This is a genomic window from Steroidobacter agaridevorans, assembly GCF_009932555.1.
Classification (GTDB): Bacteria; Pseudomonadota; Gammaproteobacteria; order Steroidobacterales; family Steroidobacteraceae; genus Steroidobacter; species Steroidobacter agaridevorans.
In genome coordinates, this window is record NZ_BLJO01000003.1 from 200,165 (window position 1) to 224,503 (window position 24,339).

Annotated in this window: 24 protein-coding genes; 21 read left to right on the forward strand and 3 right to left on the reverse strand. The window is 63.5% G+C overall.

From position 1 onward, the window contains the following. The first annotated feature begins 133 nt into the window (after positions 1 to 133). Genes queA through GYH35_RS11885 form a run of 3 tightly spaced genes read left to right on the forward strand, consistent with a single transcriptional unit; the run spans position 134 to position 3,439 of the window. Positions 134 to 1,150 carry a tRNA preQ1(34) S-adenosylmethionine ribosyltransferase-isomerase QueA gene (gene queA, locus GYH35_RS11875; protein ID WP_161828515.1) on the forward strand — a complete coding sequence of 339 codons (1,017 nt, stop codon included), beginning with the start codon at positions 134 to 136 and terminating at the stop codon, positions 1,148 to 1,150. A gap of 9 nt (positions 1,151 to 1,159) precedes the next feature. Continuing rightward, a complete protein-coding gene (tgt, locus tag GYH35_RS11880) occupies positions 1,160 to 2,278 on the forward strand; it encodes a tRNA guanosine(34) transglycosylase Tgt (RefSeq protein WP_161812053.1) in 1,119 nt (372 codons plus the stop codon). A gap of 36 nt (positions 2,279 to 2,314) precedes the next feature. After that, positions 2,315 to 3,439, forward strand: a complete 1,125-nt coding sequence (locus GYH35_RS11885) for an AI-2E family transporter (protein WP_161812054.1) — start codon at positions 2,315 to 2,317, stop codon at positions 3,437 to 3,439. Between the two features lie 4 nt (positions 3,440 to 3,443). On the opposite strand, the gene GYH35_RS11890 is transcribed toward GYH35_RS11885, so the two are convergent. Continuing rightward, entirely contained in the window at positions 3,444 to 4,730 is a 1,287-nt protein-coding gene (locus tag GYH35_RS11890; RefSeq protein WP_161812055.1) for a hemolysin family protein, read from the reverse strand. Between the two features lie 232 nt (positions 4,731 to 4,962). On the opposite strand from GYH35_RS11890, the gene yajC reads away from it, so the two are divergent. The 5 genes from yajC to GYH35_RS11915 all read left to right on the forward strand — a co-directional run bounded on the left by yajC (position 4,963) and on the right by GYH35_RS11915 (position 9,998). Next, positions 4,963 to 5,295, forward strand: a complete 333-nt coding sequence (yajC, locus tag GYH35_RS11895) for a preprotein translocase subunit YajC (RefSeq protein WP_161812056.1) — start codon at positions 4,963 to 4,965, stop codon at positions 5,293 to 5,295. Between the two features lie 61 nt (positions 5,296 to 5,356). Next, positions 5,357 to 7,213 (forward strand): protein translocase subunit SecD, encoded by a 1,857-nt coding sequence (gene secD / locus GYH35_RS11900; RefSeq protein WP_161812057.1) that lies wholly within the window; start codon positions 5,357 to 5,359, stop codon positions 7,211 to 7,213. Between the two features lie 12 nt (positions 7,214 to 7,225). Continuing rightward, positions 7,226 to 8,161, forward strand: a complete 936-nt coding sequence (gene secF / locus GYH35_RS11905) for a protein translocase subunit SecF (RefSeq protein ID WP_129646482.1) — start codon at positions 7,226 to 7,228, stop codon at positions 8,159 to 8,161. 63 nt (positions 8,162 to 8,224) lie between these two features. Continuing rightward, positions 8,225 to 9,211 (forward strand): TerC family protein, encoded by a 987-nt coding sequence (locus GYH35_RS11910; protein WP_161812058.1) that lies wholly within the window; start codon positions 8,225 to 8,227, stop codon positions 9,209 to 9,211. Positions 9,212 to 9,242: 31 nt separating this feature from the next. Further along, positions 9,243 to 9,998 (forward strand): TerC family protein, encoded by a 756-nt coding sequence (locus GYH35_RS11915; RefSeq protein ID WP_202624255.1) that lies wholly within the window; start codon positions 9,243 to 9,245, stop codon positions 9,996 to 9,998. Between the two features lie 22 nt (positions 9,999 to 10,020). Here the strand turns inward: GYH35_RS11915 and GYH35_RS11920 are convergent, their stop codons facing one another. Continuing rightward, on the reverse strand, positions 10,021 to 10,332 hold the full coding sequence (locus GYH35_RS11920) for a lipid-A-disaccharide synthase N-terminal domain-containing protein (RefSeq protein WP_161812059.1): 312 nt from the start codon (positions 10,330 to 10,332) through the stop codon (positions 10,021 to 10,023). A 255-nt stretch (positions 10,333 to 10,587) separates the two neighbouring features. On the opposite strand from GYH35_RS11920, the gene GYH35_RS11925 reads away from it, so the two are divergent. Then, positions 10,588 to 12,123, forward strand: coding sequence for an amino acid permease (locus tag GYH35_RS11925; protein WP_202624256.1), 1,536 nt, complete (start codon positions 10,588 to 10,590; stop codon positions 12,121 to 12,123). A gap of 491 nt (positions 12,124 to 12,614) precedes the next feature. Here the strand turns inward: GYH35_RS11925 and GYH35_RS11930 are convergent, their stop codons facing one another. Beyond that, positions 12,615 to 13,418 carry an inositol monophosphatase family protein gene (locus tag GYH35_RS11930; RefSeq protein ID WP_161812060.1) on the reverse strand — a complete coding sequence of 268 codons (804 nt, stop codon included), beginning with the start codon at positions 13,416 to 13,418 and terminating at the stop codon, positions 12,615 to 12,617. Positions 13,419 to 13,538: 120 nt separating this feature from the next. On the opposite strand from GYH35_RS11930, the gene GYH35_RS11935 reads away from it, so the two are divergent. The 12 genes from GYH35_RS11935 to der all read left to right on the forward strand — a co-directional run bounded on the left by GYH35_RS11935 (position 13,539) and on the right by der (position 24,333). After that, a complete protein-coding gene (locus GYH35_RS11935; protein ID WP_202624257.1) occupies positions 13,539 to 14,273 on the forward strand; it encodes an RNA methyltransferase in 735 nt (244 codons plus the stop codon). Further along, the gene (locus GYH35_RS11940; RefSeq protein WP_161828516.1) at positions 14,270 to 15,439 is read left to right on the forward strand and encodes an aminotransferase class V-fold PLP-dependent enzyme; all 1,170 of its coding nucleotides are present in this window, start codon (positions 14,270 to 14,272) and stop codon (positions 15,437 to 15,439) included. Before GYH35_RS11935 ends, GYH35_RS11940 begins: the two co-directional genes overlap by 4 nt. Then, entirely contained in the window at positions 15,429 to 15,809 is a 381-nt protein-coding gene (locus tag GYH35_RS11945; RefSeq protein WP_161812062.1) for an iron-sulfur cluster assembly scaffold protein, read from the forward strand. Before GYH35_RS11940 ends, GYH35_RS11945 begins: the two co-directional genes overlap by 11 nt. Before the next feature lie 88 nt (positions 15,810 to 15,897). Then, positions 15,898 to 16,221: a HesB/IscA family protein gene (locus GYH35_RS11950; protein ID WP_161812063.1), complete on the forward strand. Its 324-nt coding sequence runs from the start codon at positions 15,898 to 15,900 to the stop codon at positions 16,219 to 16,221. Between the two features lie 162 nt (positions 16,222 to 16,383). Further along, the gene (ndk, locus tag GYH35_RS11955) at positions 16,384 to 16,815 is read left to right on the forward strand and encodes a nucleoside-diphosphate kinase (RefSeq protein WP_161812064.1); all 432 of its coding nucleotides are present in this window, start codon (positions 16,384 to 16,386) and stop codon (positions 16,813 to 16,815) included. A gap of 20 nt (positions 16,816 to 16,835) precedes the next feature. Then, positions 16,836 to 17,954 (forward strand): 23S rRNA (adenine(2503)-C(2))-methyltransferase RlmN, encoded by a 1,119-nt coding sequence (gene rlmN, locus GYH35_RS11960; RefSeq protein WP_161812065.1) that lies wholly within the window; start codon positions 16,836 to 16,838, stop codon positions 17,952 to 17,954. Then, a complete protein-coding gene (pilW, locus tag GYH35_RS11965; RefSeq protein ID WP_161812066.1) occupies positions 17,954 to 18,718 on the forward strand; it encodes a type IV pilus biogenesis/stability protein PilW in 765 nt (254 codons plus the stop codon). The genes rlmN and pilW overlap by 1 nt, the downstream gene beginning before the upstream one ends. After that, positions 18,715 to 19,641 carry a helix-turn-helix domain-containing protein gene (locus tag GYH35_RS11970; RefSeq protein WP_161812067.1) on the forward strand — a complete coding sequence of 309 codons (927 nt, stop codon included), beginning with the start codon at positions 18,715 to 18,717 and terminating at the stop codon, positions 19,639 to 19,641. Before pilW ends, GYH35_RS11970 begins: the two co-directional genes overlap by 4 nt. Continuing rightward, positions 19,638 to 20,918: a histidine--tRNA ligase gene (gene hisS / locus GYH35_RS11975; RefSeq protein WP_235936768.1), complete on the forward strand. Its 1,281-nt coding sequence runs from the start codon at positions 19,638 to 19,640 to the stop codon at positions 20,916 to 20,918. The genes GYH35_RS11970 and hisS overlap by 4 nt, the downstream gene beginning before the upstream one ends. A 49-nt stretch (positions 20,919 to 20,967) precedes the next feature. Next, entirely contained in the window at positions 20,968 to 21,669 is a 702-nt protein-coding gene (locus tag GYH35_RS11980; protein ID WP_161828517.1) for a YfgM family protein, read from the forward strand. Continuing rightward, positions 21,666 to 22,871 carry an outer membrane protein assembly factor BamB gene (gene bamB, locus GYH35_RS11985; RefSeq protein ID WP_161812069.1) on the forward strand — a complete coding sequence of 402 codons (1,206 nt, stop codon included), beginning with the start codon at positions 21,666 to 21,668 and terminating at the stop codon, positions 22,869 to 22,871. Before GYH35_RS11980 ends, bamB begins: the two co-directional genes overlap by 4 nt. Before the next feature lie 67 nt (positions 22,872 to 22,938). After that, complete coding sequence (gene der / locus GYH35_RS11990) at positions 22,939 to 24,333, forward strand: ribosome biogenesis GTPase Der (RefSeq protein WP_161812070.1); 1,395 nt, start codon at positions 22,939 to 22,941, stop codon at positions 24,331 to 24,333. Positions 24,334 to 24,339 lie beyond the last annotated feature (6 nt).

The following is a 24,339-nucleotide window of genomic DNA, read 5'->3' on the forward strand; positions in this document are numbered from 1 at the left end:
AGCCAGCCGGCACATCCGTGTACCGGCGTTCGCGCGGTTCGAGGCGACGTTAAGTCGCCTCGAAAAGGCACCCGCGCTCACCCGCCTGTACTTTTCGGCGCAGGCGGCACCTTTCTGCTACCGTGCGCGCCCCATGCGGCGCACCGACTTCGCCTATGACCTTCCGGTCGACCTGATAGCTCAGCACCCTCCCGTGGAACGGGCGGGAGGCCGGCTGCTGCACATTCCGCGGGCTGAACCGCTGCAGGACCTACGATTTACCGACTTTCCCGGTCTGCTGAAGGCCGGCGACCTGCTGGTTTTCAACGACACCCGGGTGATTCCGGCGCGTGTGCATGGGGTGAAGCCGACGGGTGGGCAGGTGGAAATCCTGCTCGAGCGGGTGCTCGATGGAAATCGCATCCTCGCCCATGTGCATGCGAGCAAACCGCTGCGGGCCGAGGCGCCGGTTGCATTGCCGGGCGGCGTCGAAGCTCGCTTCGTCACGCGACACGACGATCTGTTCGAGCTGCAGCTGAGCGCCGAGCCGCTCGCGTTCTTTCAGCAGTATGGCTCGATGCCATTGCCACCTTATATAGAGCGCAACGCCGAGCTCGACGACGCGACTCGCTATCAAACGGTGTACGCGCGTGAACCCGGCGCCGTCGCGGCGCCAACCGCGGGCCTGCATTTCGACGATGAGATCCTGGCTCGATGCAAAGCCAAGGGCGTCGAGTCGACGTTTGTGACATTGCACGTCGGTGCGGGTACGTTTCAGAACGTGCGCGTCGATGATCTACAACAGCATCGCATGCACGCCGAGCGCATCAGCGTAAGTGCCGAAGCGTGTGCCGCCATCGCTGCGACGAAAGCGCGAGGCGGCCGCGTGGTCGCCGTGGGAACAACCGTCGTGCGCTCGCTCGAATCGGCGGCGCAAGCGGGCTCGCTGCAGCCCTATGAAGGCGAGACGCGCTTGTTCATCACGCCGGGCTATCGGTTCCGGGTCGTCGATGCGTTGCTCACGAACTTTCATTTGCCCGAGTCGACCTTATTGATGCTGGTCTGCGCCTTCGGCGGCTTCGACGAAGTGATGGGCGCGTACCGGCACGCGGTCGCGCAGCGCTATCGTTTCTTCAGTTATGGTGACGCGATGTTTCTGGAGCGTCGTTAGCTCATGGGAATGCAGTTCGAATTGATTACGACGGACGGCGGCGCGCGTCGCGGCCGTCTGACGTTTCCTCGCGGCGTGGTCGAGACGCCCATCTTCATGCCCGTGGGCACCTACGGCACCGTGAAGGCGATGACGCCGGAAGAGCTCGTCGGCATGGGCGCGCAGATCGTGCTCGGCAATACGTTTCATCTGATGCTTCGTCCCGGCATGCCGGTGATTCGCGCTCACGACGGTCTGCATCGGTTCATGCATTGGGAAAAGCCCATCCTCACCGACTCGGGCGGCTTCCAGGTGTTCAGCCTCGCGACGATGCGCAAGATCACGGAGGAGGGGGTGAACTTCCGTTCGCCCGTGAATGGCGACGCGGTGATGCTGACGCCCGAGCGCTCCATGCAAGTGCAGAAGGATCTCGACTCGGATGTGGCGATGATCTTCGATGAGTGCACGCCGTATCCGGCGACCGAACAAGAGGCGCGACGCTCGATGGAATTGTCCTTGCGCTGGGCGCTGCGCAGCCGGGCCGAGTTCGATCGGCTCAACAATCCCAACGCGCTGTTCGGCATCGTCCAGGGCGGCATGTACACAGCGCTGCGCCAGGAGTCGGCGGCTGGTTTGCAGCAGATCGGCTTCGACGGCTATGCCGTCGGGGGGCTCGCGGTGGGCGAGCCCAAAGAAGAGCGGGAGCGCATGCTCGATGGCATCGTCTCGCATCTGCCGAAAGATCGGCCTCGCTATTTGATGGGCGTCGGCACGCCCGAGGACCTGGTCGAAGCGGTGCGCCGGGGCGTTGACATGTTCGATTGCGTCATGCCGACGCGCAACGCGCGCAATGGACACTTCTTTACCAGTACCGGCGTGGTTCGGATCCGCAATGCCCGGTACGAGACCGACACCGGTCCGCTGGATGAAGCATGCTCGTGTTACACCTGCACGAATTACAGCCGTGCTTATTTGCGACACCTCGACCGCTGCGGCGAAATTCTGGCCGCGCGCCTCGGCAGCATTCATAATCTGCACTTCTATCTGTCCTTGATGCAGTCCATGCGCACTGCCATCGAGGAGCATCGTTTCGAGGCCTTCGCCGCGGATTTCTATGCGCGCCGGTCGCGGACCGACGCCAGCGAGTAATGCGACAAACGCGCTTGAGTTAGCGGCTCTCCATTCATGCTTGCCGATCTGCCTACCGCGCCTTGGTTCCGCCGCCTGCTGGTCGCAGGTCTGATCCTCGGCATTCTGCTGCTGACCTTCTCGGTGCTGCAGCCGTTCATCGTGCCGCTGATCTGGGGCGCCATCCTGGCGTACGTCGCCTGGCCCATGCATTTGCGGATTCTAAAAGCGTGCGGCGGTCGCAATCCGGCGGCGTCGTTGATCTCGACCCTGCTGGTGACGGTCATCATCGTCGTGCCGCTGGTGTGGCTGATCCTGATGCTGCGGGTGGAAGCGGTGGCGGCGTACGGCGCGATCCAGGATTTCCTCGCCACCAAGCCAGTGCTGCCCCAGGCCATTCGCGATTTGCCGTATGTCGGCGCGCAGGCGCAGGACGTCCTGAATCAAATCGCCGCCGATCCCAAGGCGTTGCGCGGCCAGGTGATGCTGATGATGGAGGAGTCATCGGTTGAAGTGACGCGGCTCATCGGCGGCGCGGGACGCAACGTCGCGAAGCTGTTCTTCGCCGTGTTCTCCATGTATTTCCTGTTGCGCGATGGACCGCGGCTGATGCGGGAAGCGCGCGCTGTGCTGGAAGGAATATTGGGCCCGCGAGTGCACGACTACATCGACGCGGCCGGTGCCACGACGCAGGCAGTGGTGTACGCGCTGATGCTCGGTGCGCTGGCGCAGGGCGTGGCGGCGGGCTTCGGCTACTGGATTTTCGGGGTCGAGGCGCCGGTGCTGATGGGCGCGGTCACCGTCATCATCGCGCTGATTCCTTTCGGCGCGCCGATGGTGTGGGGCAGCCTCGCGACCTGGGCATTGGTGCGCGGGCAAATGGTCGACGGTATCGGCCTGATCCTGTGGGGCCTGATCCTGGTCAGCTGGGTGGACAACATCGTGCGTCCGCTGGTCATTTCCAACGCGACGCGCATGCCGTTCCTGCTGGTGGTGTTCGGCGTGCTCGGCGGCGTGCTGGCGTTCGGCCTGGTCGGCCTGTTCATCGGTCCGGTGCTGCTGGCGGTGTCGCTGGCGATCTGGCGCGAGTGGCTGGAAGAACATTCGACCAAGGAAGACGTTGCCATCGTCACGAGCGATGGCGCGAAGCCGCTGCCGGTCAAGAAGACCGGCTCGCCTTGAGGGCTTAAGTCCCCGCCTGCTTGCGCAGCAGGATCTTGTCGATGCGCACGCCGTCCATGTCCATGATCTCGATCTTCAGATCGCGCCAGGTGAGCGTGTCGCCGGCCTTGGGAATGCGGCCGAGGCGGGCGAGCACGAAGCCCGCGACGGTGTGATAGTCGCGGCCGCCCATGTCGCGCCGGCCGAGGCGCTGCTGTAACTCTTCGATGGGCATGTGCCCGTCGACCAGCCACGAACCGTCGTCGCGCTGAACATATTCGGCGCGCTCGCGACTGCCCAGATCCGGCAGCTCGCCGGCAATCGCCTTGAGAATGTCGATGGGCGTGGTGATGCCTTCGATTTCGCCGTATTCGTCGGTGACCAGGGCCAGGTGCGTGCTGGAGCGCTGGAACTGATCGAGCAGTTGCAGGACCGAGATCGAGTCGGGAATGTGCAGCGGTGGATCGAGGTCTTTCTCCGGATCCAGCTCGCCCCGGTGCAAGGCTTCGCTCAGGTCGGCGAGGGTGATCATGCCGAGCAGGTTGTCGAACTTCTCGCGCGCCACCAGGAAGCGCGCGTGGCCGCTTTCCTTGGCTCGTTGCCACAGCACTTCGACCGGCTCTTCGATATCCAGCCAGATCACATCCTGACGCGGAATCATGATGGAGCCGACCTTGCGATCGGCGAGCGCCAGCACGCCTTCGAGCAAGCGGCGCTCCGAAGCGAGAAACACGCCAGCGGTTGTGCCTTCGGCGACCAGCGCACGCACGTCGTCTTCAGTGACCGCCGCCTGCGGCGCCGACGAGATGGGCAGCAACTTGAGCAGCCGATTCACCGTCACGCGCAACAACCACACGAACGGCACCATGATCGTGGCGAACAGACGCATCGCCGGTGCGACGAAGATCGCCAGGGATTCGGCATGCAGCAGGGCCACGCGCTTGGGGATCAGCTCGCCGATGACCAGCGTCACGAAGGTCACCAGCAGCACGACCACGACATACGCAGCTTCTTCGGCGAACGAAGCATGCAGGCCCAGCGCCACCAGCTGCTGGGCGAGAGGGTCGGCAAATACGTTGGTGCTGTAGACGCCGTTGACGATCGAGATGATGGTGATGCCGATCTGAATCGCCGACAGCAGCGAGGTCGGATCTTCCATCAACGCGAGCGCCGACCGGGCGCCGGAGCGGCCCTGTTCCGCCAATCCCTGCAGGCGCACCTTCTTGGCGGCGACCAGCGCCATTTCCGACAGCGCGAAGAATCCGTTCAATAAAGTGAGCAGCAGCAGGATCAGGACATCGCGGGAAAGCATGCAGCCGAATCAGCCTCGTAGCTCACGGAGGGCGACAGTGTACGGCATGTCGGCCGGCCCGCAGGGGGCCTGAACCGCGGCTGGATAGTGGCCGGAAGGGCGGTGTGTATAATGCGCCGCTCTTTGCCGACCCGGCGGTGCCGGGGTGCGCGCCTGTTCGCGCCGGCAGAGCCGTTTTCTCGTCCTTTCCCGGGGTTCTTCCCCAGTTTTTCGTTTTCGGGGGCATTGCAAGATGGACTGGTTGATTTCCACCGCTGCCGCACAGGCCGCCGGCGCCCCGGCACAGCCCAACGCGCTCATGCAATTTTTGCCGCTGGTGCTGATTTTCGTGGTCTTCTATTTCCTGCTGATCCGTCCGCAAACCAAGCGCGCCAAGGAACATCGCGCCATGGTGGCGGCCCTGGGCGTCGGCGCCGAGGTCGTTACCAGCGGCGGCATCCTGGGCAGGATCACCGAGGTGAGCGAGCAGTTCGTGACCCTCGAGATCGCCCCCGGCGTCAACATCAAAGTGCAGCGTCACGCCGTGTCCCAAGAGCTCCCGAAGGGCACGTTGAAGAGCGCATAACCCAAGGATTGGGCAGTGCCGGGCGCTCGGCCCGGCCCCCGGCCGCGACAAAAACTTACCCATGTATCAATTCGCCAAGTGGAAATACTGGCTGATCATCATCGTGATGGTGGTCGGCACGCTGTTCGCGTTACCCAACGTGTTCGGCGAAGGACCGGCGCTGCAGCTGTCGCGCAACGACCGGGCGGCCATGGATCAGGCCAGCAAGGACAAAGTGCTGGGCCTGCTGAACGCCGACAGCGTGCCGGTCGAAGCGTCGTATACCGAAAAGGACCGCCTGGTCCTGCGCTTTGCGGACACGGAGACCCAAAGCAAGGCGCGTGAAACCATCGCCAAGCGGGGCAACGGCGAATTTCTGGTCGCGCTCTCGAGTGCTTCGCGCGCGCCGGACTGGATGCGCGCCGTCGGCCTGAAGCCGATGAGCCTCGGCCTCGACCTGCGGGGCGGCGTGCACTTCGTCTATGAAGTGGACACGGTCGGCGCGGTCGATCAGGCAGTCGACCGTATGGAGCGCGACGCCCGCGCGACGCTGCGCGACAAGCGGGTTCCATATGCCTCGGTGACGCGAGTGAACGATTCGATTCGCGTTACTCTGCGTAGTCAGGACGATTTGACCGCCGCGCAGGACGCCCTGCGCTCGCCCGACGGCAGCATTCTGCTGAACACTTCGGACAGCGCCGCGGGCCCGACGATCGAAATGACGATGACGCCGGCCGAAGTCAAACGTCGTCAGGACGTGGCCGTTCAGCAGAACATCACCACGCTGCGCAACCGCGTCGACGAGTTGGGCATCTCCGAGCCCATCGTCACGCGCCAGGCCGTCAACCGCATCGTTGTGCAATTGCCGGGCGTGCAGGATCCGAACGAAGCGATCCGAGTGCTGGGCGCCACCGCGACGCTCGAGTTCCGGCTGGTCGATGAGACCAACAATCCTTACGAAGCCGCCCAGACCAAGCGCGTTCCGATCGGCTCGAAGCTGCTGAATACGCGCGACGGCCGGCCGATCCTGGTCAAGCGCGACATCATCGCCACCGGCGAGCAGTTGTCGGATGCGAGCTCGGGCTTCGCCGAAGGCTCGCCCCAGGTGAACGTCGTGCTCGATTCGCGCGGCGGTCAGTCGATGATGGAAGCGACGCGCGACAACGTCGGCAAGCGCATGGCCGTCGTCTATATCGAGAAGAAACAACTGGCCGAAGGCGAGCGGTGCGAAGGCACGCGCAACGGCGCGTTGTGTACCGAAGAAGAAGTCATCAGCGACGCGACCATTCAAAGCGTGCTGTCGGATCGTTTCCGCATCACCGGCCTGCAGGCGACCGAAGCCCGCGAGCTGGCGCTGTTGCTGCGTTCCGGCGCGCTGGCGGCGCCGCAGACCATCGTCGAGCAGCGTTCGGTCGGTCCGAGCCTGGGTCAGGACAACATCGATCGCGGCATCCGCGCCATGGCCATCGGCCTGCTGCTAACGTTCGCGTTCATGGCGGTGTACTACCGCGCGTTCGGCTGGATCGCCAATCTGGTGCTGTTGTCGAACCTGATCCTCACCGTCGGCCTGCTCTCGATGTTGCAGGCGTCGCTGTCACTGCCCGGCATCGCCGCGGTCGTGTTCCACATGGGTATCGCGGTCGACGCGAACATCCTGATCTACGAGCGTATCCGTGAAGAGCTGCGCAACGGCAACTCGCCGCTGCAATCGATCAACGTCGGCTTCGAAAAGGCGTTCGCGACGATCGCCGACTCGAACGTGACGACCTTGATCGCCGGCGTCGTGCTGTTCGCCTTCGGCACGGGCACGATCCGCAGCTTCGCCATCGTGATGACGCTCGGCATCATCACTTCGCTGTTCACATCGGTTGTCGGCAGCCGCGCCCTGGTCCACGCGATCTGGGGTACCCGCCGCAAGCTCGATCACTTGTCTATTTAAGAGAGCCCCGCAATGGAGTTCTTTCACAAGGTAACGAAGTACCCGTTCATGCACACCCGCAAGGTGTGGTACGGGGTGTCGGGCGTGGCGATCATCGCGTCCATCGTGCTGCTGTTCGTGCACGGATTGAATCTGGGCATCGACTTCACCGGCGGCGTGGTGCTGGAGTTCGCCTATCCGAAGGCGGCGAACATCGAGCGCACGCGCACGGCGCTGCAAGAAGCCGGCTTCCACGAAGCCCAGGTGCAAAACTTCGGCGACGAGCGCAGCGTCGCGGTGCGCCTGCTGCCGACCGACGGCCAGGACGTGAATCAGGTCAGCAAGGCGGTGACCGACGCGCTGAAGAAAACCGATCCCGAGGTCGAGCTGCGCCGCGCCGAGGTGGTCGGTCCGCAGGTCGGCGAGGAGCTGACCAATCAGGGCGGCCTGGCGATTCTGTTCACGTTCGTGTTGATCGGCATCTATACCTGGTGGCGCTTCCAATGGAAGATGGGCGTCAGCGCCATCATCGCGACCTTGCACGATCCATTGATCATCCTGGGCTTCTTCGCCGTCAGCGACATTCCGTTCGATCTCGCCGTGCTGGCCGCGATCCTGGCCGTCATCGGCTACTCGCTGAACGACACGGTCGTGGTGTTCGACCGGGTGCGTGAGAATTTCCATTCGATGCGCAAGGCCAGCCCCGAAGAAGTCATGGACGCGTCCATCAACCAGACGCTGTCGCGAACCATCATCACGTCGGGCGCCACCTTGCTGGTGGTGGTCGTGTTGCTGATCGAAGGCGGCGAGACGCTGCGCGGCTTCTCGTGGGCGCTGACCATCGGCATCCTGGTCGGCACGTATTCCTCGATTTACGTGGCCGGCGCGCTGGCGCTGGACATGAAGCTGTCGGCGCTCGACCTGATCGAGCAGAAGAAAGACACCTCCGAACTCGACGCTTTGCCGTAACTCCTTGGAACCCCAGGCCCCCGTGGCGGATACCGCAATAACGACAGCAGCAGCGGCTAAGCCATGAGCTTGATGGTCTGGGTGGTCTTCTTCGCACTGTATCTGAGCGTCCTGGCGCTGGATCTGGTGGTGCTGCACCGGGAGTCGAAGGAGATGAGCGTCCGCCAGGCGCTCGGCTGGACCGTGGTCTGGGTCCTGGTGGCGCTGTCGTTCTCCGCGCTGGTGTACGGCGTCTACGAGCATCACTGGTTCGGCTGGCGCGTCACGCCCGACGCGCCGAGCGGCACTGAAGCGGCGCTTCAGTACATCACCGGCTATCTGCTCGAATGGTCGCTGTCGGTCGACAACATCTTCGTGATCGCGATCATCTTCACGTACATGAAGATTCCGCCGCAGTTCCAGTATCGGGTGCTGTTCTGGGGCATCGTCGGCGCCATCCTGCTGCGCGGCGCGATGATCGCGGCCGGCGCGGCGCTGATCCATTCGTTCGACTGGATGTTCTATGTCTTCGGCGCGATTCTGCTGCTCTCGGCGGCGCGCATGCTGAAGAGCGAAGAAGAGCAGTTCGACCCGGGCAAGAGCGTGCTGGTGCGGCTGGCTCGCCGCGTCTATCCGGTCACCGACAAGCTCGACGGCGAGCGCTTCTTCACGATGGTCGATGGCGCGCGCCATGCGACGCCGCTGTTCGTCACCTTGCTGCTGGTCGATTTCGCCGACGTGGTGTTCGCGGTCGACTCCATTCCCGCGATCTTCGCGGTGACCCAGGAGCCGTTCATCGTCTTCACTTCGAACGCGTTCGCCATTCTCGGACTGCGCTCGCTGTACTTCGCGATCGCCGGCCTGATGATGATGTTCAAGTACATCAAGTTCAGTCTGATCTTCATCCTGGCGTTCGTCGGCGTGAAGATGATGCTGCATCATCATCTGGAGATCCCGCACGCCATTTCGCTGGGCGTGATCGTCGGGTTCCTGGCGATCGGCATCGTTGCGTCGTTGTGGGTGTCGCGGCGCGAGGCCGCGTCGGGTACGCCCGACCTGCGCAACGATTGAGTCGTGACTGTCATCTCATGAGGTTCGGATTGTGGAATTCTTGACTGATCCCCAGGTGTGGCTGGCGTTCCTGACGCTGACGGCTCTGGAGATCGTCCTCGGCATCGACAACATCATTTTCATTTCCATCCTGGTGGGCCGCCTGCCGCCGGAGCAGCGCGCGCGAGGCCGCACCATCGGCCTGTCGCTCGCGATGATCACGCGCATCCTGCTGCTGCTGTCGATCACCTGGGTGATGGGGCTGTCGGAGGAGTTGTTCTCGATCCTGGGCCGCGGTGTTTCGGGGCGCGACCTGATCCTGTTCGGCGGCGGTCTGTTCCTGATCGCGAAAAGCACGCTCGAGATCCACGGCAGCCTGGAAGGCGAACAGGAACAGCGCGAGGCGAAGGGCAGGGCGTCCTTCATGTCGGTGATCATCCAGATCGCCATCATCGACATCGTGTTCTCGCTCGACTCCGTGATCACCGCGGTCGGCATGGCCGATCACGTCGAAGTCATGATCGCGGCGGTGATCGTCGCGGTGCTGATGATGATGTTCCTGGCCGGCCCGATCAGCGATTTCGTCGATCGTCATCCGACCATCAAGATGCTGGCGCTGTCGTTCCTGATCCTGATCGGCGTGGCGCTGGTCGGCGAAGGCCTCGGCTTCCACATCCCGAAGGGCTACATCTACTTCGCCATGGCGTTCTCGGTGCTGGTGGAGATGCTCAACATCCAGGTGCGCAAGCGCATGAACCGGCCCCAGGAAGAGCCGGTCCAGCTGCGCAAGAAGCTCGAGGAAGAGTAGGAAAAGCGCCGAAGTGTTGCGATCAGGCCGCGGTGCCTGGGCGCTGTTTGTTCTTGCTATCCAGATATAAGTTGTAGAGCGCGACGAACAGCGGGAAAAGGTTGGACATGACTCCGACGGAGTCGTTCTTGCCGAAGATGAAATAGGCGAGCAGCAGCACGCTGCCGGCGGCGCTCATGTACCAGAACAGGGTGGGCATGACCGGCTTGCCGTGGGCCTTCGAGGCGGCCAGCTGGACGAACCAGCGGCCGGCGAACAGGAACACACCGGTGTAGCCAATGAGCTTCCACGGCGTCACCGTGACGCCGAACATTACGGTTAAGACATTATTCATGGCGGCCTGAGCAGTCTCGAAACTCTGTATGCAACAGCGTTGGGGCGCGACTTTACAGATATTGTCCCCGTTGTGGTGCCAGGGAATGCCTCAGCGGGCCACGGCGGTGCGCGAACGTTTCTGGCGTCTTCCTATCGTAGGTCGGGTGACGTTCACTGCCGGATGCGCCTATGATCCGCTCCGCACGGGGAGTGCGCTGTTCCACCTTGATTCCGGTCTAACCACTGGCACGACAGACCCGAGGAAACCGACATAATGAATTGGCGTATCAAACCTCTCGCACTGATCCTCGAGAGCGCCGAGAAGAAATCGCTGACGCGCACCCTGGGCGCGTTCCAGCTGACCATGCTCGGCATCGGCGCCGTGATCGGCACGGGTATCTTCGTGCTCACCGCCGAAGCCGCACAAAAGGCCGGTCCGGGCATGATGATGTCGTTCGTGATCGCCGGCTTCGTCTGCGCCGTCACCGCGCTGTGCTACGCGGAGCTGGCGGCGATGGTGCCGGTCTCGGGCTCCGCCTACACGTACTCCTACGCCGTGCTCGGCGAGGTGATCGCCTGGATGGTGGGCTGGGCGCTGATTCTCGAGTACGCCGTCGCCGCGAGCGCGGTGTCGGTGGGATGGTCCAACTACTTCGTCGGCTTGGTGGAACGATCCTTCGACATAGACATCCCGGCGGCCTTCACCAGCGGTATGCACGTCGGCGGCGTCATGAACGTGCCGGCTGCGGTGATCGCATTGCTCGTGACTAGCCTGCTGGTGCTCGGCACGCGTGAGAGCGCCACCGTGAACGCGATCCTGGTCGCCATCAAGATCGCGGCGCTGACGCTGTTCATCTTCCTGGCGGTGCCGGTGATGAACATGGAGAACTTCGAGCCGTTCTCGCCCAACGGCTTCATGGGCGAGATTTCCGGCATGGGCATCGCGGGCGCCGCCGCGTCCATCTTCTTCGCCTACGTCGGCTTCGATGCGGTCTCAACGGCGGCGGAAGAAACCAAGAATCCTCAACGCAACATGCCGATCGGCCTGATCGGCTCTCTGGTCATCTGCACGATCTTCTACATCCTGGTCGCCGGCGGCGCGGTGGGCACGATCGGCGCGCAGCCGGTCATCGATCCGGCCACGAATCTCGCTTACGAGCCGGGCAGTGCGGATATCGCCATCGCCTGCCGTCAGCCGGATAACGCCGACAAGCTGGTGTGCAGCGGCGAGCCGCTCGCGCACGTGCTCGATCAGATCGGCTGGAAGACGGTGTCGAAGCTGATCGGCCTGGCGGCGTTCCTGGCGTTGCCGTCGGTGATCCTGATGATGTTGTTCGGCCAGACGCGCATCTTCTTCGCGATGGCGCGAGACAAGCTGTTGCCGTTCAACGAGCAGCTCACGAAGATTCATCCGCGGTTCCATACGCCGCACGTGGTGACGATTGTTACGGGCCTGGCGGTGACGGTGTTCGCCGCGTTCTTCCCGGTCGGTGTGCTGGCGGATCTTTCCAATAGCGGCACGCTGTTCGCGTTCCTCACGGTGGCGGCCGGTGTGATGATCCTTCGCAAGCGCGAGCCGGAGCGTCATCGCCCGTTCCGCGCGCCCGGCGTGTGGATCGTTGCGCCGCTCGCGATGGCAGGCTGCGCGTTCCTGATGTTCTCCCTGCCGCTGCGTACGCAGCTGACGTTCTTCGTGTGGGCCGGCATCGGCCTGCTGGTGTACGCCGTCTACGGCTACGGCCGCAGCCCCCTTGGCCAGAACGGCCACAGCAACGGCGCCACCAAGACGCCCGCGCCCGCTCAGGACTGAAGCCCCGGAGTCCGGCGACTCTGCCTTCGGCAGAGCGCCGGGCCTGAAGAATTAGAAAATTAGTTCCTCCCCTCCGGGGAGGAACGGGCTAGGGGAGATGCCGCTCCGCCAGTCCGGGATTGAACTGTCACCGAAGCGCCAAAGATCGCGGGTCCGCGCAGTTCGCTTCGCTCCTGCCGGATTCGCTGAACTCAATTGCTTCGCAGCCGAGAGGACCGGCGGGCTCCGATTGCTCGCAGCCGGGCAAGAGAACCGCCGATCTCCGATTTGCCTCGGCCGGCAACAGAACCGCCGATCTCCGATTTGCCTCGGCCGGCAACAGAACCGCGAACTCCGATTTGCCTCGGCCGGCAACAGAACCGCCGAACTCCGATCTGCCTCGCGGCCGGCGAGAAGTCGCCGGCCTCCGGGCCGCCCCGCAGGGGCAAAAAATAAAACTATTTATCTGTTTCTTCGCGGCCGCGCCCGAAGGGCAGCGGCAAGCGCGCAGCTCAGGTGAGTTCCGCAGGAACGTGAGGGGCCAACAACTCCAACAAAGGCGCATGCACCTTCGGCGTCCCCGCCAGAATATTCCCGCCCTGCTTGTATTCCGTCCCTTGCAGCGAGCTCACCAACCCACCCGCTTCAGTAATCAACAAAGTCCCGGCCGCAGTATCCCAAGGCGACAACCCAAACTCCCAAAACGCATCGAGCCGACCCGCCGCCACATAAGCCAGATCCAGCGCCGCCGCGCCCGGCCGGCGAATGCCCGCCGTCGCCTGGGTCACCGCCTTGAACATGGCCATGTACTGGTCGATCCAATGCAGATTGGTCCGATAAGGAAAGCCAGTCCCAATCAACGCCCGCTCCAACCCCACATGCGGACTCACTCGAATCCGCCGCCCATCGAGCTGCGCGCCTTCACCGCGCGACGCCGTGAACAGCTCCTGCCGCAAGGGGTCGTAAACGACCGCATGTTCCATGCGCCCACGACGTTGCACGCCGATGGAAACGGCGAACTGCGGAAAACCATGGAGATAGTTGGTGGTGCCATCGAGCGGATCGATGATCCACACGAATTCGCTGTGGATCGAGCCGCCGTGCGAGCCGCTTTCCTCGGCGAGGAAGGCGTGATCCGGGTAGCTCTTGCGCACCGTATCGATGATTTCCATCTCGGCCTGGGTGTCGATCTCCGAGACGAAATCGTTCTGCCCCTTCTGGCGGATATCGAGACGGTGCACGCGGTTCATGCCGCGGACGATGACTTCTCCGGCACGACGGGCGGCGCGGACGGCAATATTGAGCAAAGGCTGCATGGAAAAACGACCTCGACAAACGAGCCCCGGATCCAAAGCGGATCAGGGCAGGGGGCAGGAATTGGTAAAGAGCATGACGGCGGCGTGCCGTCCGAAGGGGCGCTAGAATAGCGCATTACGATGAGTATTCGTGTCGTCCTGGTCGATCCCAACCACCCCGGCAATATTGGCGCGGTGGCCCGCGCCATGAAAAACATGGGGCTGAGCGAGCTGCACTTGGTGCGGCCTAAGGCATTCCCTCATGCGGAGGCGACCGCGCGCGCGTCGGGCGCCGACGACGTGCTGGATGCGGCCCGGGTGCATGAGGAATTCGATGACGCGATCGCCGACTGTGGCTTCGTGGTCGGCACCAGCGCCCGCAAGCGCTACATGAGCTTCGATCTGGTCGAGCCGCGCGAATGCGCGCAGCTGGTGGCCGAGGCGGGGCAGGTCGGCAATGTCGCGATCGTGTTCGGCTCGGAAAAGTATGGGCTGCTCAACGTGGAGCTGTCGCGCTGCCATCGGCTCGTGACCATTCCCACCGCCGGGGACTACGCATCGTTGAATCTCGGCATGGCGGTCCAGGTCATCGCATACGAGATCATGTTGGCGACGCGCGCCGGCGCACCCGCAATGCCGCCGCCCGAAGTTCCTTTCGCGACGGCACGCGAGATGGAGCTGTTGTACGAGCACTTCGAGCGCGTGCTGGAAGAGATCGATTTTCGCGACCGCACCGGCGGCGGGCACCTGATGGCGCGCATCCGTCGCTTGTTCAACCGTTCGCGGCTCGATCAGAATGAAATGAATATCCTTCGTGGCATTCTCACCGCCGTGCAATCGCGCCGGCGCACCGCTGGGAAAACCGCTTCCTCATGACCCCTTCAAAGACGATCTACCTCGATTACGCCGCCACCACGCCCGTCGACCCCCGCGTCGCCGAGCTGATGATCGAATGCCTGCGCCCCGACGGCGCGCACGGCAATCCTTCGTCGGGGCATACGTTCGGCACTCGTGCTCGCGCCATGATCGAGAAGGCGCGACAGCAAGTGGCGGCAGCGATCGGTGCGCGCCCGGAGTGCATCATCTGGACGTCGGGCGCGACGGAGTCGGACAACCTGGCAATCCTCGGCGTCGCGCGGTTCCATGCGGATCGCGGTCGTCACGTTGTGACCGCACGCACCGAGCACAAAGCCGTGCTCGATGCGTTCAAGCAGCTCGAGAAGGAAGGGTTCGAGGTTACCTGGCTCAAGCCCGGTCCCGACGGCATCGTGCGGTCCGAGCAGGTTCGTGAAGCGTTACGGCCGGACACGCAGCTGGTCTCGCTCATGCACGTCAACAACGAGACGGGCGTGATTCAGGATGTGGCCGCGATTGGCGCGATCTGTCGCGAGCGAGGCGTCGCGTTCCATGTGGACGCCGCGCAGAGCGCGGGAAAACTGCCAATCAACGTCGAGGCGATGAATATCGATCTGTTGTCGCTCACCGCGCACAAGGCGTACGGCCCGAAGGGCATCGGCGTGCTCTACGTCCGTCGCCGGCCGCCGCTGGGATTGCGGCCGTTGTCGTATGGCGGTGGCCAGGAAACAGGATTGCGCTCGGGCACGTTGCCGACGCATCAAATCGTCGGCATGGGCCTGGCGTTCGAGATCGGCGAGCGCGAGCGCGAGGCCGATGTCGCGCGCATCTCGGTGCTTCGGGAGCGTCTGCTGAAGGGGCTGCTCGCCATCGGCGGCGTGGAGCTGAACGGCCACCCCACCGAGCGGGTCGCGGGCGTCCTCAACGTTTGTTTCCACAACATCGAAGGCGAGAGCCTGCGCTTCGGGCTGCGTGAGCTGGCGGTCTCGTCGGGCTCCGCCTGCGCATCGGGCTCGGATGAAGCGTCGTACGTGCTGCGAGCGTTGGGCAGGAGCGATCAATTGGCGCAAAGCTCGATCCGGTTCAGCTTGGGGCGCTTCACGACCGAGGACGACGTCGATCGCGCCATCGCCATCGTGAGCCGCGAGGTCGGGCGGTTGCGCGCCCTGGTTCCAAATGGAACCTGAATATTCTGCAACCGTCGTCGACCACTTCGAGCAGCCGCGCAACGGCGGGCACTTCGAAGCGGGCGAGGGCGTCATTCGAGGCACGGCCGGCAGCGTCGCGCAGGGCACGATGTTCGTTCTCAGTGCGCGCGTCGCCGACGAACGAATCGAAGCGGTGCGTTTCGAAGCGTACGGGTGTCCTCATTGCATCGCCGCCGGCTCCTGGCTGAGCGAGCGGCTGGTGGGGCTGAATCGCGAGCAGCTGCGCACCTGGCGCTGGCGCGATGCCGACCAGGCGCTGCGTTTTCCGCTGGAAAAACGTGGCCGACTTCTCATTCTCGAAGACGCCGTGCGTGCCCTGAGTGAAGCCTGGGCCCGGCTTATTCCATAATCGGCATCGCTTGGAATGTGGGTCGGCCGAATTGGCATGACCCTCGCACTTGATTCAGCAGGCCGCCGCCATCACGCTTGTACACGCTATGAGCATCTCACTGACTCCCGCCGCCGCCGATCGTGTCCAGTCTTTCCTCACACGCAGGGGCCATGGCCTTGGGCTGCGCCTGGCGGTCAAGAAGACCGGCTGTTCAGGCTTCGCCTACGTGGTGAACTATGCCGATGACGTCGGCTCCAACGACGTGGTGTTCGAGGACCGCGGGGTCAAAGTCATTGTCGACCGCGACAGCCTCGACTACATCAACGGCACCGAGGTGGACTTCGTGAAGCAGGGCCTGAACGAGGCCTTCCGCTTCCGCAATCCGAAAGCGAAAGGTGAATGCGGCTGCGGCGAGAGCTTCAGCGTGTAAGTCGTTAGGCGGACTGCCTAACTCCGCGTCCCTATTCATTTTCTTGCTGCTCCCGGCCATGCCGGGTAGACTGCGCGCGCGCAATTGCCGCCGCCCGGCGACACCAGCCTTGGTCAGGTTCGGCAAACTCTTTCCAATTCATTGAATTAACGGGACGATTCCATGGCGGTCGAACGCACTTTTTCCATTGTCAAACCCGACGGCGTGCAAAAGAACGTGATCGGTGAGGTGTACCGCCGCTTCGAGCAGGCCGGCCTCAAGATCATTGCCGCCAAGATGGTTCAGCTCACCCAGGCGCAGGCCGAGGGTTTCTACGCGGTCCACAAAGAACGTCCGTTCTTCAAGGACCTGGTCAAGTTCATGATTTCCGGCCCGGTGATGCTCCAGGTGCTGGAAGGCGAAAACGCGGTGGCCAAGAACCGCGAGCTGATGGGCGCCACCGATCCGAAGAAGGCCGATAAGGGCACGATCCGCGCCGACCTGGCCAACAGCATCGACGAGAACACGGTGCACGGCTCGGACAGCCTCGACAACGCGAAAATCGAGATCGCATACTTCTTCTCGAACACCGAAATCTGCCCGCGTACGCGTTGATCGCGACTGCAGGCACTCTCATGAACGCGACGACCGCCAAAACCAACCTGCTGGGTCTGACACGGGCCGAGTTGGAGGCGTTCGTCGCGAACATGGGCGAGAAGCCGTTTCGCGCCCGGCAATTGATGAAGTGGCTGTACAAGCGCCACGTTGCCGATTTCGACCAGATGACGGATCTGGCCAAGAGCTTCCGCGCGAAGCTCGTCGAAGTCGCCGAAGTCGCGGTGCCCGAAATCACGATGACTCAAGTGTCTGCCGACGGCACACGCAAGTGGCTGCTGGCGATGAACACGAGTGAAGGCGTGAAGCAGGGCATCGAGATGGTGTTCATCCCCGAGCCCGGCCGCGGCACGCTGTGCATCTCGAGCCAGGTCGGCTGTGCGATGGACTGCACCTTCTGCTCGACCGCGCAGCAGGGCTTCAATCGCAATCTCAATGCCGCCGAGATCGTCGGCCAGGTGTGGCTTGCGAACAAGGAGCTCGGCTATCAGCACGGCGGCGATCGCGTCGTCACCAACATCGTGTTCATGGGCATGGGCGAGCCGCTGGCGAACTATCGCAACGTCGTGCCAGCCACTGAAATTCTCATGGACGATCTGGGCTTCGACATTTCGCGCCGTCGCGTCACGGTGAGCACCTCAGGTCTCGTGCCGCAGATGTTGAAGCTCGCTGAAGAAACCAACTGCGCGCTCGCGGTGTCGTTGCATGCGCCGAACGACACGTTGCGCGACGAGCTCGTGCCGATCAATCGCAAGCACAAGATCGCCGAGCTGCTGGATGCGTGCTGGGTGTACGTCAACAAACAGAACGCCCGCAGCATTACTTTCGAATACGTCATGCTCGACGGCGTGAACGATCACCCTGAGCACGCGTACGAGCTGGTGGCCCTGCTCAAGGGTCGGCCGGCCAAGCTCAATCTGATCCCGTTCAATCCGTTTCCGGGCACGCGTTACAAACGTTCCAGTGCCGCCGCCATCGAGCGCTTCCGTGACATTCTGAATGCGAACGGAGTGATCGCAACGACGCGTCGGACGCGCGGCGATGACATCGATGCCGCCTGCGGCCAGCTGGTGGGACGCGTGCACGACCGTACGACAGTTCGTCTGGGTTCGAAGCTGATCTCAGTGGCGGTGCAGTAATGAGAAGTACGGCGGTGGCTTTCCTGGTGCTATCGGCCGCGCTCGCCGGTTGCGTGAGCACTGGTAGCACGCAGTTGGGCTCCCCGGACAACGAGCGTGCCGCCGAAATCAATCTGCAGATCGGCACCGATTATCTGCGCAAGAACAACCTGAACCAGGCCAAGGAAAAGATCGACAAGGCGGTCGAGCAGAATCCGCGCAACTCCCAGGCGCAGATCACCGCCGGCATGCTGTACGAACGCCTTGGCGAAAGCGACAAAGCCGAATCGCACTTCGCGAAGGGCCTGGCGCTCGATCCGAAGAATCCGGAAGTGCAGAACAACTACGGGGCGTTTCTGTGCCAGAGGGGCAAACACTCGCGCGGCGAAAAGCTGATGATCGAGGCCGCGACCAATCCGTTGTATCGCACGCCCGAAGTTGCGTATCTGAACGCGGCCAACTGCGCCCGCAATGGCGGCGACCTGAAGGGCGCCGAGACCAATCTGCGCAAGGCGCTGGCCGTGCGGCCGAAGTTCGGCGAAGCGCTGTTCCAGATGGCCGACCTGCAATACAAGCAAACCGATTATTTGTCCGCGCGTGGCTTTCTCGAGCGCTACATTGAAGTTGGCCGCACCAGCCCGGCGTCGCTGTGGTTGGGCGTGCGCATCGAGCGCGGCCTCGGCAACGTGGCCGCAGCCAAGAATTATGCGGAGCGTTTGAAGCTGGAATACCCGAGGGCCGCTCAGACCAAGGAGTTGATCGAGTCCGAGCGGAATCCTGGATGAATGCAGCTGGCAACAGCAACGAGAGCTCGGCGGTAGAGACCGCACAGGCCAGCTCCGCGGAGCCGGCCCTCCCGTCGCTGACGCCCGGCGAATTGTTGCGCAAGGAGCGCGAGCGGCGCTCGCTTACTCAGCTGCACATTGCCGAAGAGCTGCACCTGGATGCGCGCGTCGTGGCGGCCATCGAGGACAATCGTTTCGAACAAATGGGTCCAGCGGTGTATGCGCGCGGACATTTGCGACAGTACGCCGCGCTGTTGGGATTGTCGCCGCAGCTCATCATCGAGCGTTACGAGGCGCTGACCGGCGTACAGGAAATCCCCGCGCCGATTCCGGCGTCGGTGGCCAGTGCGCCGATCGATATGGAACGTCGCTCGCTCGCCGGGCCGTTGTGGTCGGGCGTGGGGTTGATCGCGCTGAGCTTGGGCTGGTGGCTGTGGTCGACGGTGTCCACGCCGGGCGATCCGATGCAGACGTCGATTCCGGATGAAGCGGTGACCGAGGCGGGTTCGTTGCCATCGACGTTGCCGCCGGAGCCTGCGGACTCAACGGAGCCTGCGGTTCAGCCACCGCCGCCCGTATCGAACGTGGTGCCCGCGACCGCGACGACAGCGTCGCCAACAGCGGCGCTACAAGTCCGGTTGCGGCTGCAGTTCAACGACGCGTCATGGACCGAGATCTACGACGCGACCGGCAAACGTTTGATGTTCGGGCTGGGTGAGAGCGGCAAGGTGAGCGCGCTGACAGGCGTGCCGCCGATACGAGTCACGCTCGGCAAAGCGTCCGCAGTCACCGTCCAGGTGAACGATAGTCCGGTGGTGGTGCCACGCAGGGCAGGGCGGGATGCGGCCAAATTCGTGGTCACCGCGAATGGCACCGTGGAAATGATGAGCGCGCAGGCGAGTGGTGAGGTTCCGGTCGAGTGAGTCAGCAGCAGATCCAGCCGCCCAAAGGCATGAACGACATCCTGCCCGCCGAAACGGCGGCCTGGCAGCGCCTGGAGACTTTGGCGCGCGATATTTTCGCGTCCTACGCGTATCAGGAAATCCGTTTGCCGCTGGTCGAGCACACCGGGTTGTTCAAGCGCTCCATCGGCGAGTTCACCGACGTCGTGTCGAAGGAAATGTATACCTTCGACGATCCCAGTGGCGACTCGCTGACGCTGCGCCCCGAGGCGACCGCCGGCATCGTGCGCGCCATGATCAGCAACGGTCTGCTGCACAATCAAACGCAACGCGTGTGGACCGCCGGCCCGATGTTTCGTCACGAGAACACGCAGCGTGGCCGCTTCCGGCAGTTCAATCAGCTCGATGTCGAGGCCTTCGGTTATCCGGGCCCGGACATCGATGCGGAAGTGATATTGCTCAGCTCGCGCCTGCTGACCCAGGCGGGCGTGAAGCGTCTGGAGCTGAACCTGAACTCGCTCGGCACGCCGGCTTCGCGCCGCGTATATCGCGAGAAGCTGGTGGAATATTTCACGGCTCACAAGTCGAAGCTGGATGCCGACAGCCTGAAGCGTCTGGATGGCAACCCGTTGCGCATTCTCGATAGCAAGAATCCGGAGCTGCAGGACATCATCAGGAACGCGCCGATCCTCACCGAGCATCTGGATGAGGAATCGCGCACGCACTTCGGCGGGCTGTGCCGTCACCTCGATGCGCTGGGAGTGAAGTACGTTTTGAATCCACGGCTGGTCCGCGGTCTCGACTACTACACCCACACGGTATTCGAGTGGGTGACGACCGAGCTCGGCTCGCAAGGGGCGGTGTGTTCAGGCGGCCGCTACGATGGCCTGGTGGAGCAATTGGGCGGCAAGCCCACGCCCGCGATCGGCTGGGCGGCGGGCCAGGAACGCATCGTGGACCTGGTCCGCGTGCAGAACGGCGAAGTGCCGGCCCCGGCCCCGGACGTGTATTTCGTGATCGCCGGCCAGCGCGCCGAGGCCGAGGGGCTGCGAATTGCCGAAACTCTGCGCGACCAAATTCCCGGTTTGCGCATCGAGATGAACTGTGGCGGTGGCAGTTTCAAGTCGCAGCTCAAGCGCTCCGACAAGAGCGGCGCGGCCTGGGCACTGATTCTCGGCGACTCGGAAACTGAAAAGCGCGTCGCTGGTCTGAAGTCCCTGCGGGTAGAGGCGCCGCAGGTGGAAGTCGCCTGGGAGCGACTGGTCGACGAGCTGGGCGCGCGCCTGGCACAACGTTGACCTGAAGGCTGAAGTCTCCAACCCTTACTACAATTCAAGACGGCAAGTCATGGTCGAAGAATATCTGACCGATCGCGATCAGGAAGAAGCGCTCCGCAACTGGTGGCGGGAGAACTGGACCTGGATTCTCGGCGGCATCGTGCTGGGCCTGGTGCTGCTGGGCGGCTGGCAGTACTGGAAGGTTCACACCGCGAATCAGGCCGCCGCGGCTGCCAAGGTGTACGAAGACTTTCGTGGCGCGCTGGACAAGAAGGACGTGGAGGCGGCGAATCGCGCGTTGAGCTCGCTCGCGGCCGATCACGCGAAGTCCCCGTATACGCAGCAGGCCCGCTTGTTGCTGGCGCGGAAGCACGTCGAGGACGGCAGGTTCGATGAAGCTCTGCCGCTGCTGCGGTCGGTGGCCGATGAATCCGCCGACGCGGAGCTCGCGTGGGTGGCGCGCTTGCGGGTGGCTCGTGTGCTCATTCAGCAAGGCAAACATGACGAGGCGCTGAGTCTGTTGGATCCGGAGAAAGCCGGTGCGTTCGCTGCGCAGGTTCGTGAGATCCGTGGCGATGCTCAGGTTGCGAAAGGCAATGTCGAAGGGGCGCGCGCCGAGTATGCAGCTGCGCTCGCGGCTAACATCGATCCGCGCGCCGATCGTGCGATCGACCGTACTTTGCTCGAAATGAAACTGCAGGACGTGGGCGGCGATAAGAAAGCCGCCGCGCCCGAGACCAAGCCGGCGGCGCCGGCCGAGGGTCAGCCATGATCGACAAGAAGACTTCCTTGAATCGTCTATATCGTGGCGCGCGCATCGCCGCCGCCGCGACGGCCTTGCTCGTGATGCTCGGCTGCGACAATGACAAGGAGGTCGATCCGCCCGCGGAGCTGACCGAGATCAAGGCGACGCGCGACGTGCATCGCGTCTGGACGGCGGGGCTCGGGGGCGATTCGGAGCGGATGCGCCTGGCGCTGCGGCCCATCGTCGTCGACGGTGTCGTGTATGCCGCTTCTCACGATGGCGAAGTGATCGCCATGGCGGCCGCGAATGGCAAGCGCAACTGGATCGCGAAGACCAAGCTGGCGCTGTCGGCGGGGCCTGAAGTCGCCAATGGTCTGGTCGTGCTGGGCTCGAGCGACGGCGACATCATCGCGCTCGACGCCAGCAATGGCGCGCAACGCTGGCGCAAAGCCATCGCGAGCGAAATCCTCGCTCAGCCGCTGATCGTGAATGACGTGGTCGTGATCCGCACCGTCGACGGTCACGTCGAAGGTCTGTCGGCGACCGACGGCGCGACCAAGTGGGCCGTCGATGAGCAGGTGCCGAGGCTGACGTTGCGTGGTACGGCGCCGCCGGTGCTGGCAGGCGATCGCATCATCGCCGGTTTCGACAATGGCAAGGTGCTGGCCATCGATCCGCGCAACGGCGAAGTGATGTGGGACACGATCGTGAACTCGCCTCGCGGCCGTACCGAATTGGAACGCCTCTCCGACATCGATTCGCCGGCGCGCATCGCGGGCGACGATATTTTCGTCGTCGGCTTCCAGGGCCGCGTCGCCATGCTGGCGCGTGACTCCGGCCAGATCTGGTGGGCGCGCGATGCTTCGAGCTATCGCGGCTTCACGATGGACGAGCAGAACTTGTATCTCACCAACGCGGACAGCGTGGTGATCGCCATGCGTCGCAGTGACGGCGCCGTGCAGTGGGAGCAGGACACGATGAAGCGTCGTGGCTTGACCTCGCCGGCCATCGATGGCGATGCGCTGGTCGTCGGCGACTTCGAGGGATATCTGCACTGGCTCGACAAGGCGACGGGCGCCATCGTCGCGCGTCAGAAGACGGACGGCGAGCGCATCACCAACGCCGCGATCAGCGACAACGAGCGCGTGTTCGTGCAGACCGACTCGGGCAAGCTGCTCGCGTTCCAAAGCAAAGCCCGCGAAGTCAAAACAGCTGACAGCGGCCAGTAATCTCTTCATCGAGACCGGGCCGCTGCTCAGGCAGCACGCACTCATCCGTTATTTCCAGTTATCCATCATGCTGCCTGTCGTCGCTCTGGTCGGTCGCCCCAACGTCGGTAAATCGACGTTGTTCAACTTTCTCACGCGTACCCGCGACGCCCTCGTCGCGGACATGCCCGGCCTCACGCGCGACCGCAATTACGGCTACGGCAAAGTCGGCTCGATTCCGTATGTCGTCGTCGACACCGGCGGTCTCGTTGTCGACGCCCGAGGCGTCGAGCAGCAGATGGTCAAGCAAGCGCTGCGTGCGGTCGAAGAGGCCGATCGCGTTTTGTTTCTGGTCGATTCGCGCGCCGGCGTGACGCCGGACGATCACTACATCGCGCAGACGCTGCGCAAGCTGAACAAGAAGGTATTCCTGCTCGCCAACAAGGCGGAGGGTGTCGACTCGGCAACGGCCGGCGCCGACTTCTATGGGCTCGGCTTGGGCGAGCCTCAAGCGATCTCCGCTCAGCATGGCGATGGCGTGCGGAGCCTGATGGATGAGGTGTTCGAAGGCATCGAGCTGCCCGAAGGCGCCGCTGCGGCGGGCGGACAGGATGACATTCGCGTCGCGGTCATTGGCCGACCCAATGTCGGCAAGTCGACGCTGATCAATCGCCTGCTCGGCGAAGAGCGGCTGATCTCCTTCGACCAGCCCGGCACCACGCGCGATGCGGTGTTCGTGCCATTCGAGCGCGACGGCCAAACGTATACATTGATCGACACCGCCGGCGTGCGCCGCCGCGCCCGCGTCGAGGAAGCGATCGAGAAGTTCAGCGTCATCAAGGCGCTGCAGGCGGTCGATTCAGCCAACGTCGTGATCGGCGTGATCGATGCTCACGATGCCGTGACTGAGCAGGACGCGAGCTTGTTCGGCATGGTCGCCGAGCGCGGCCGCGCGTTGTTGATCGCGGTCAACAAGTGGGACGGCATTCCGTCCGACAAGCGAGATGAGATCCGCGCGGGCCTGGATTTGCGTCTGCCGTTCCTGGATTTCGCACCGGTGCACTTTATTTCGGCCTTGCATGGCACGGGCGTGGGCGAGTTGATGCGCGCCGTGAAGCATGCGTACGACGCGTCGATGCGAGAGATGGCAACGCCCGAGCTGACGCGGGTGTTGGAAACGGCGATGGTGCAACACCAGCCGCCGCTGGTTCGCGGCCGTCGCATCAAGCTGCGCTACGCGCACCAGGGCGGGCGCAACCCGCCCATCATCGTGGTTCACGGCAACCAGATCCAGCACGTCCCGGATGCATACAAGCGCTATCTGGCGAACGTCTTCCGTAAGAACTTTCGGCTGGAAGGTACGCCGGTGCGCGTGCAGTTCCGTGCCGATGACAATCCGTTCAAAGGTAAACGGAATCCGCTGACACCTCGCCAGCGCCGCACCGAGCAGCGCAGGGCGAAGCGCTCTCACAAGAAGAGCTGACGTCAG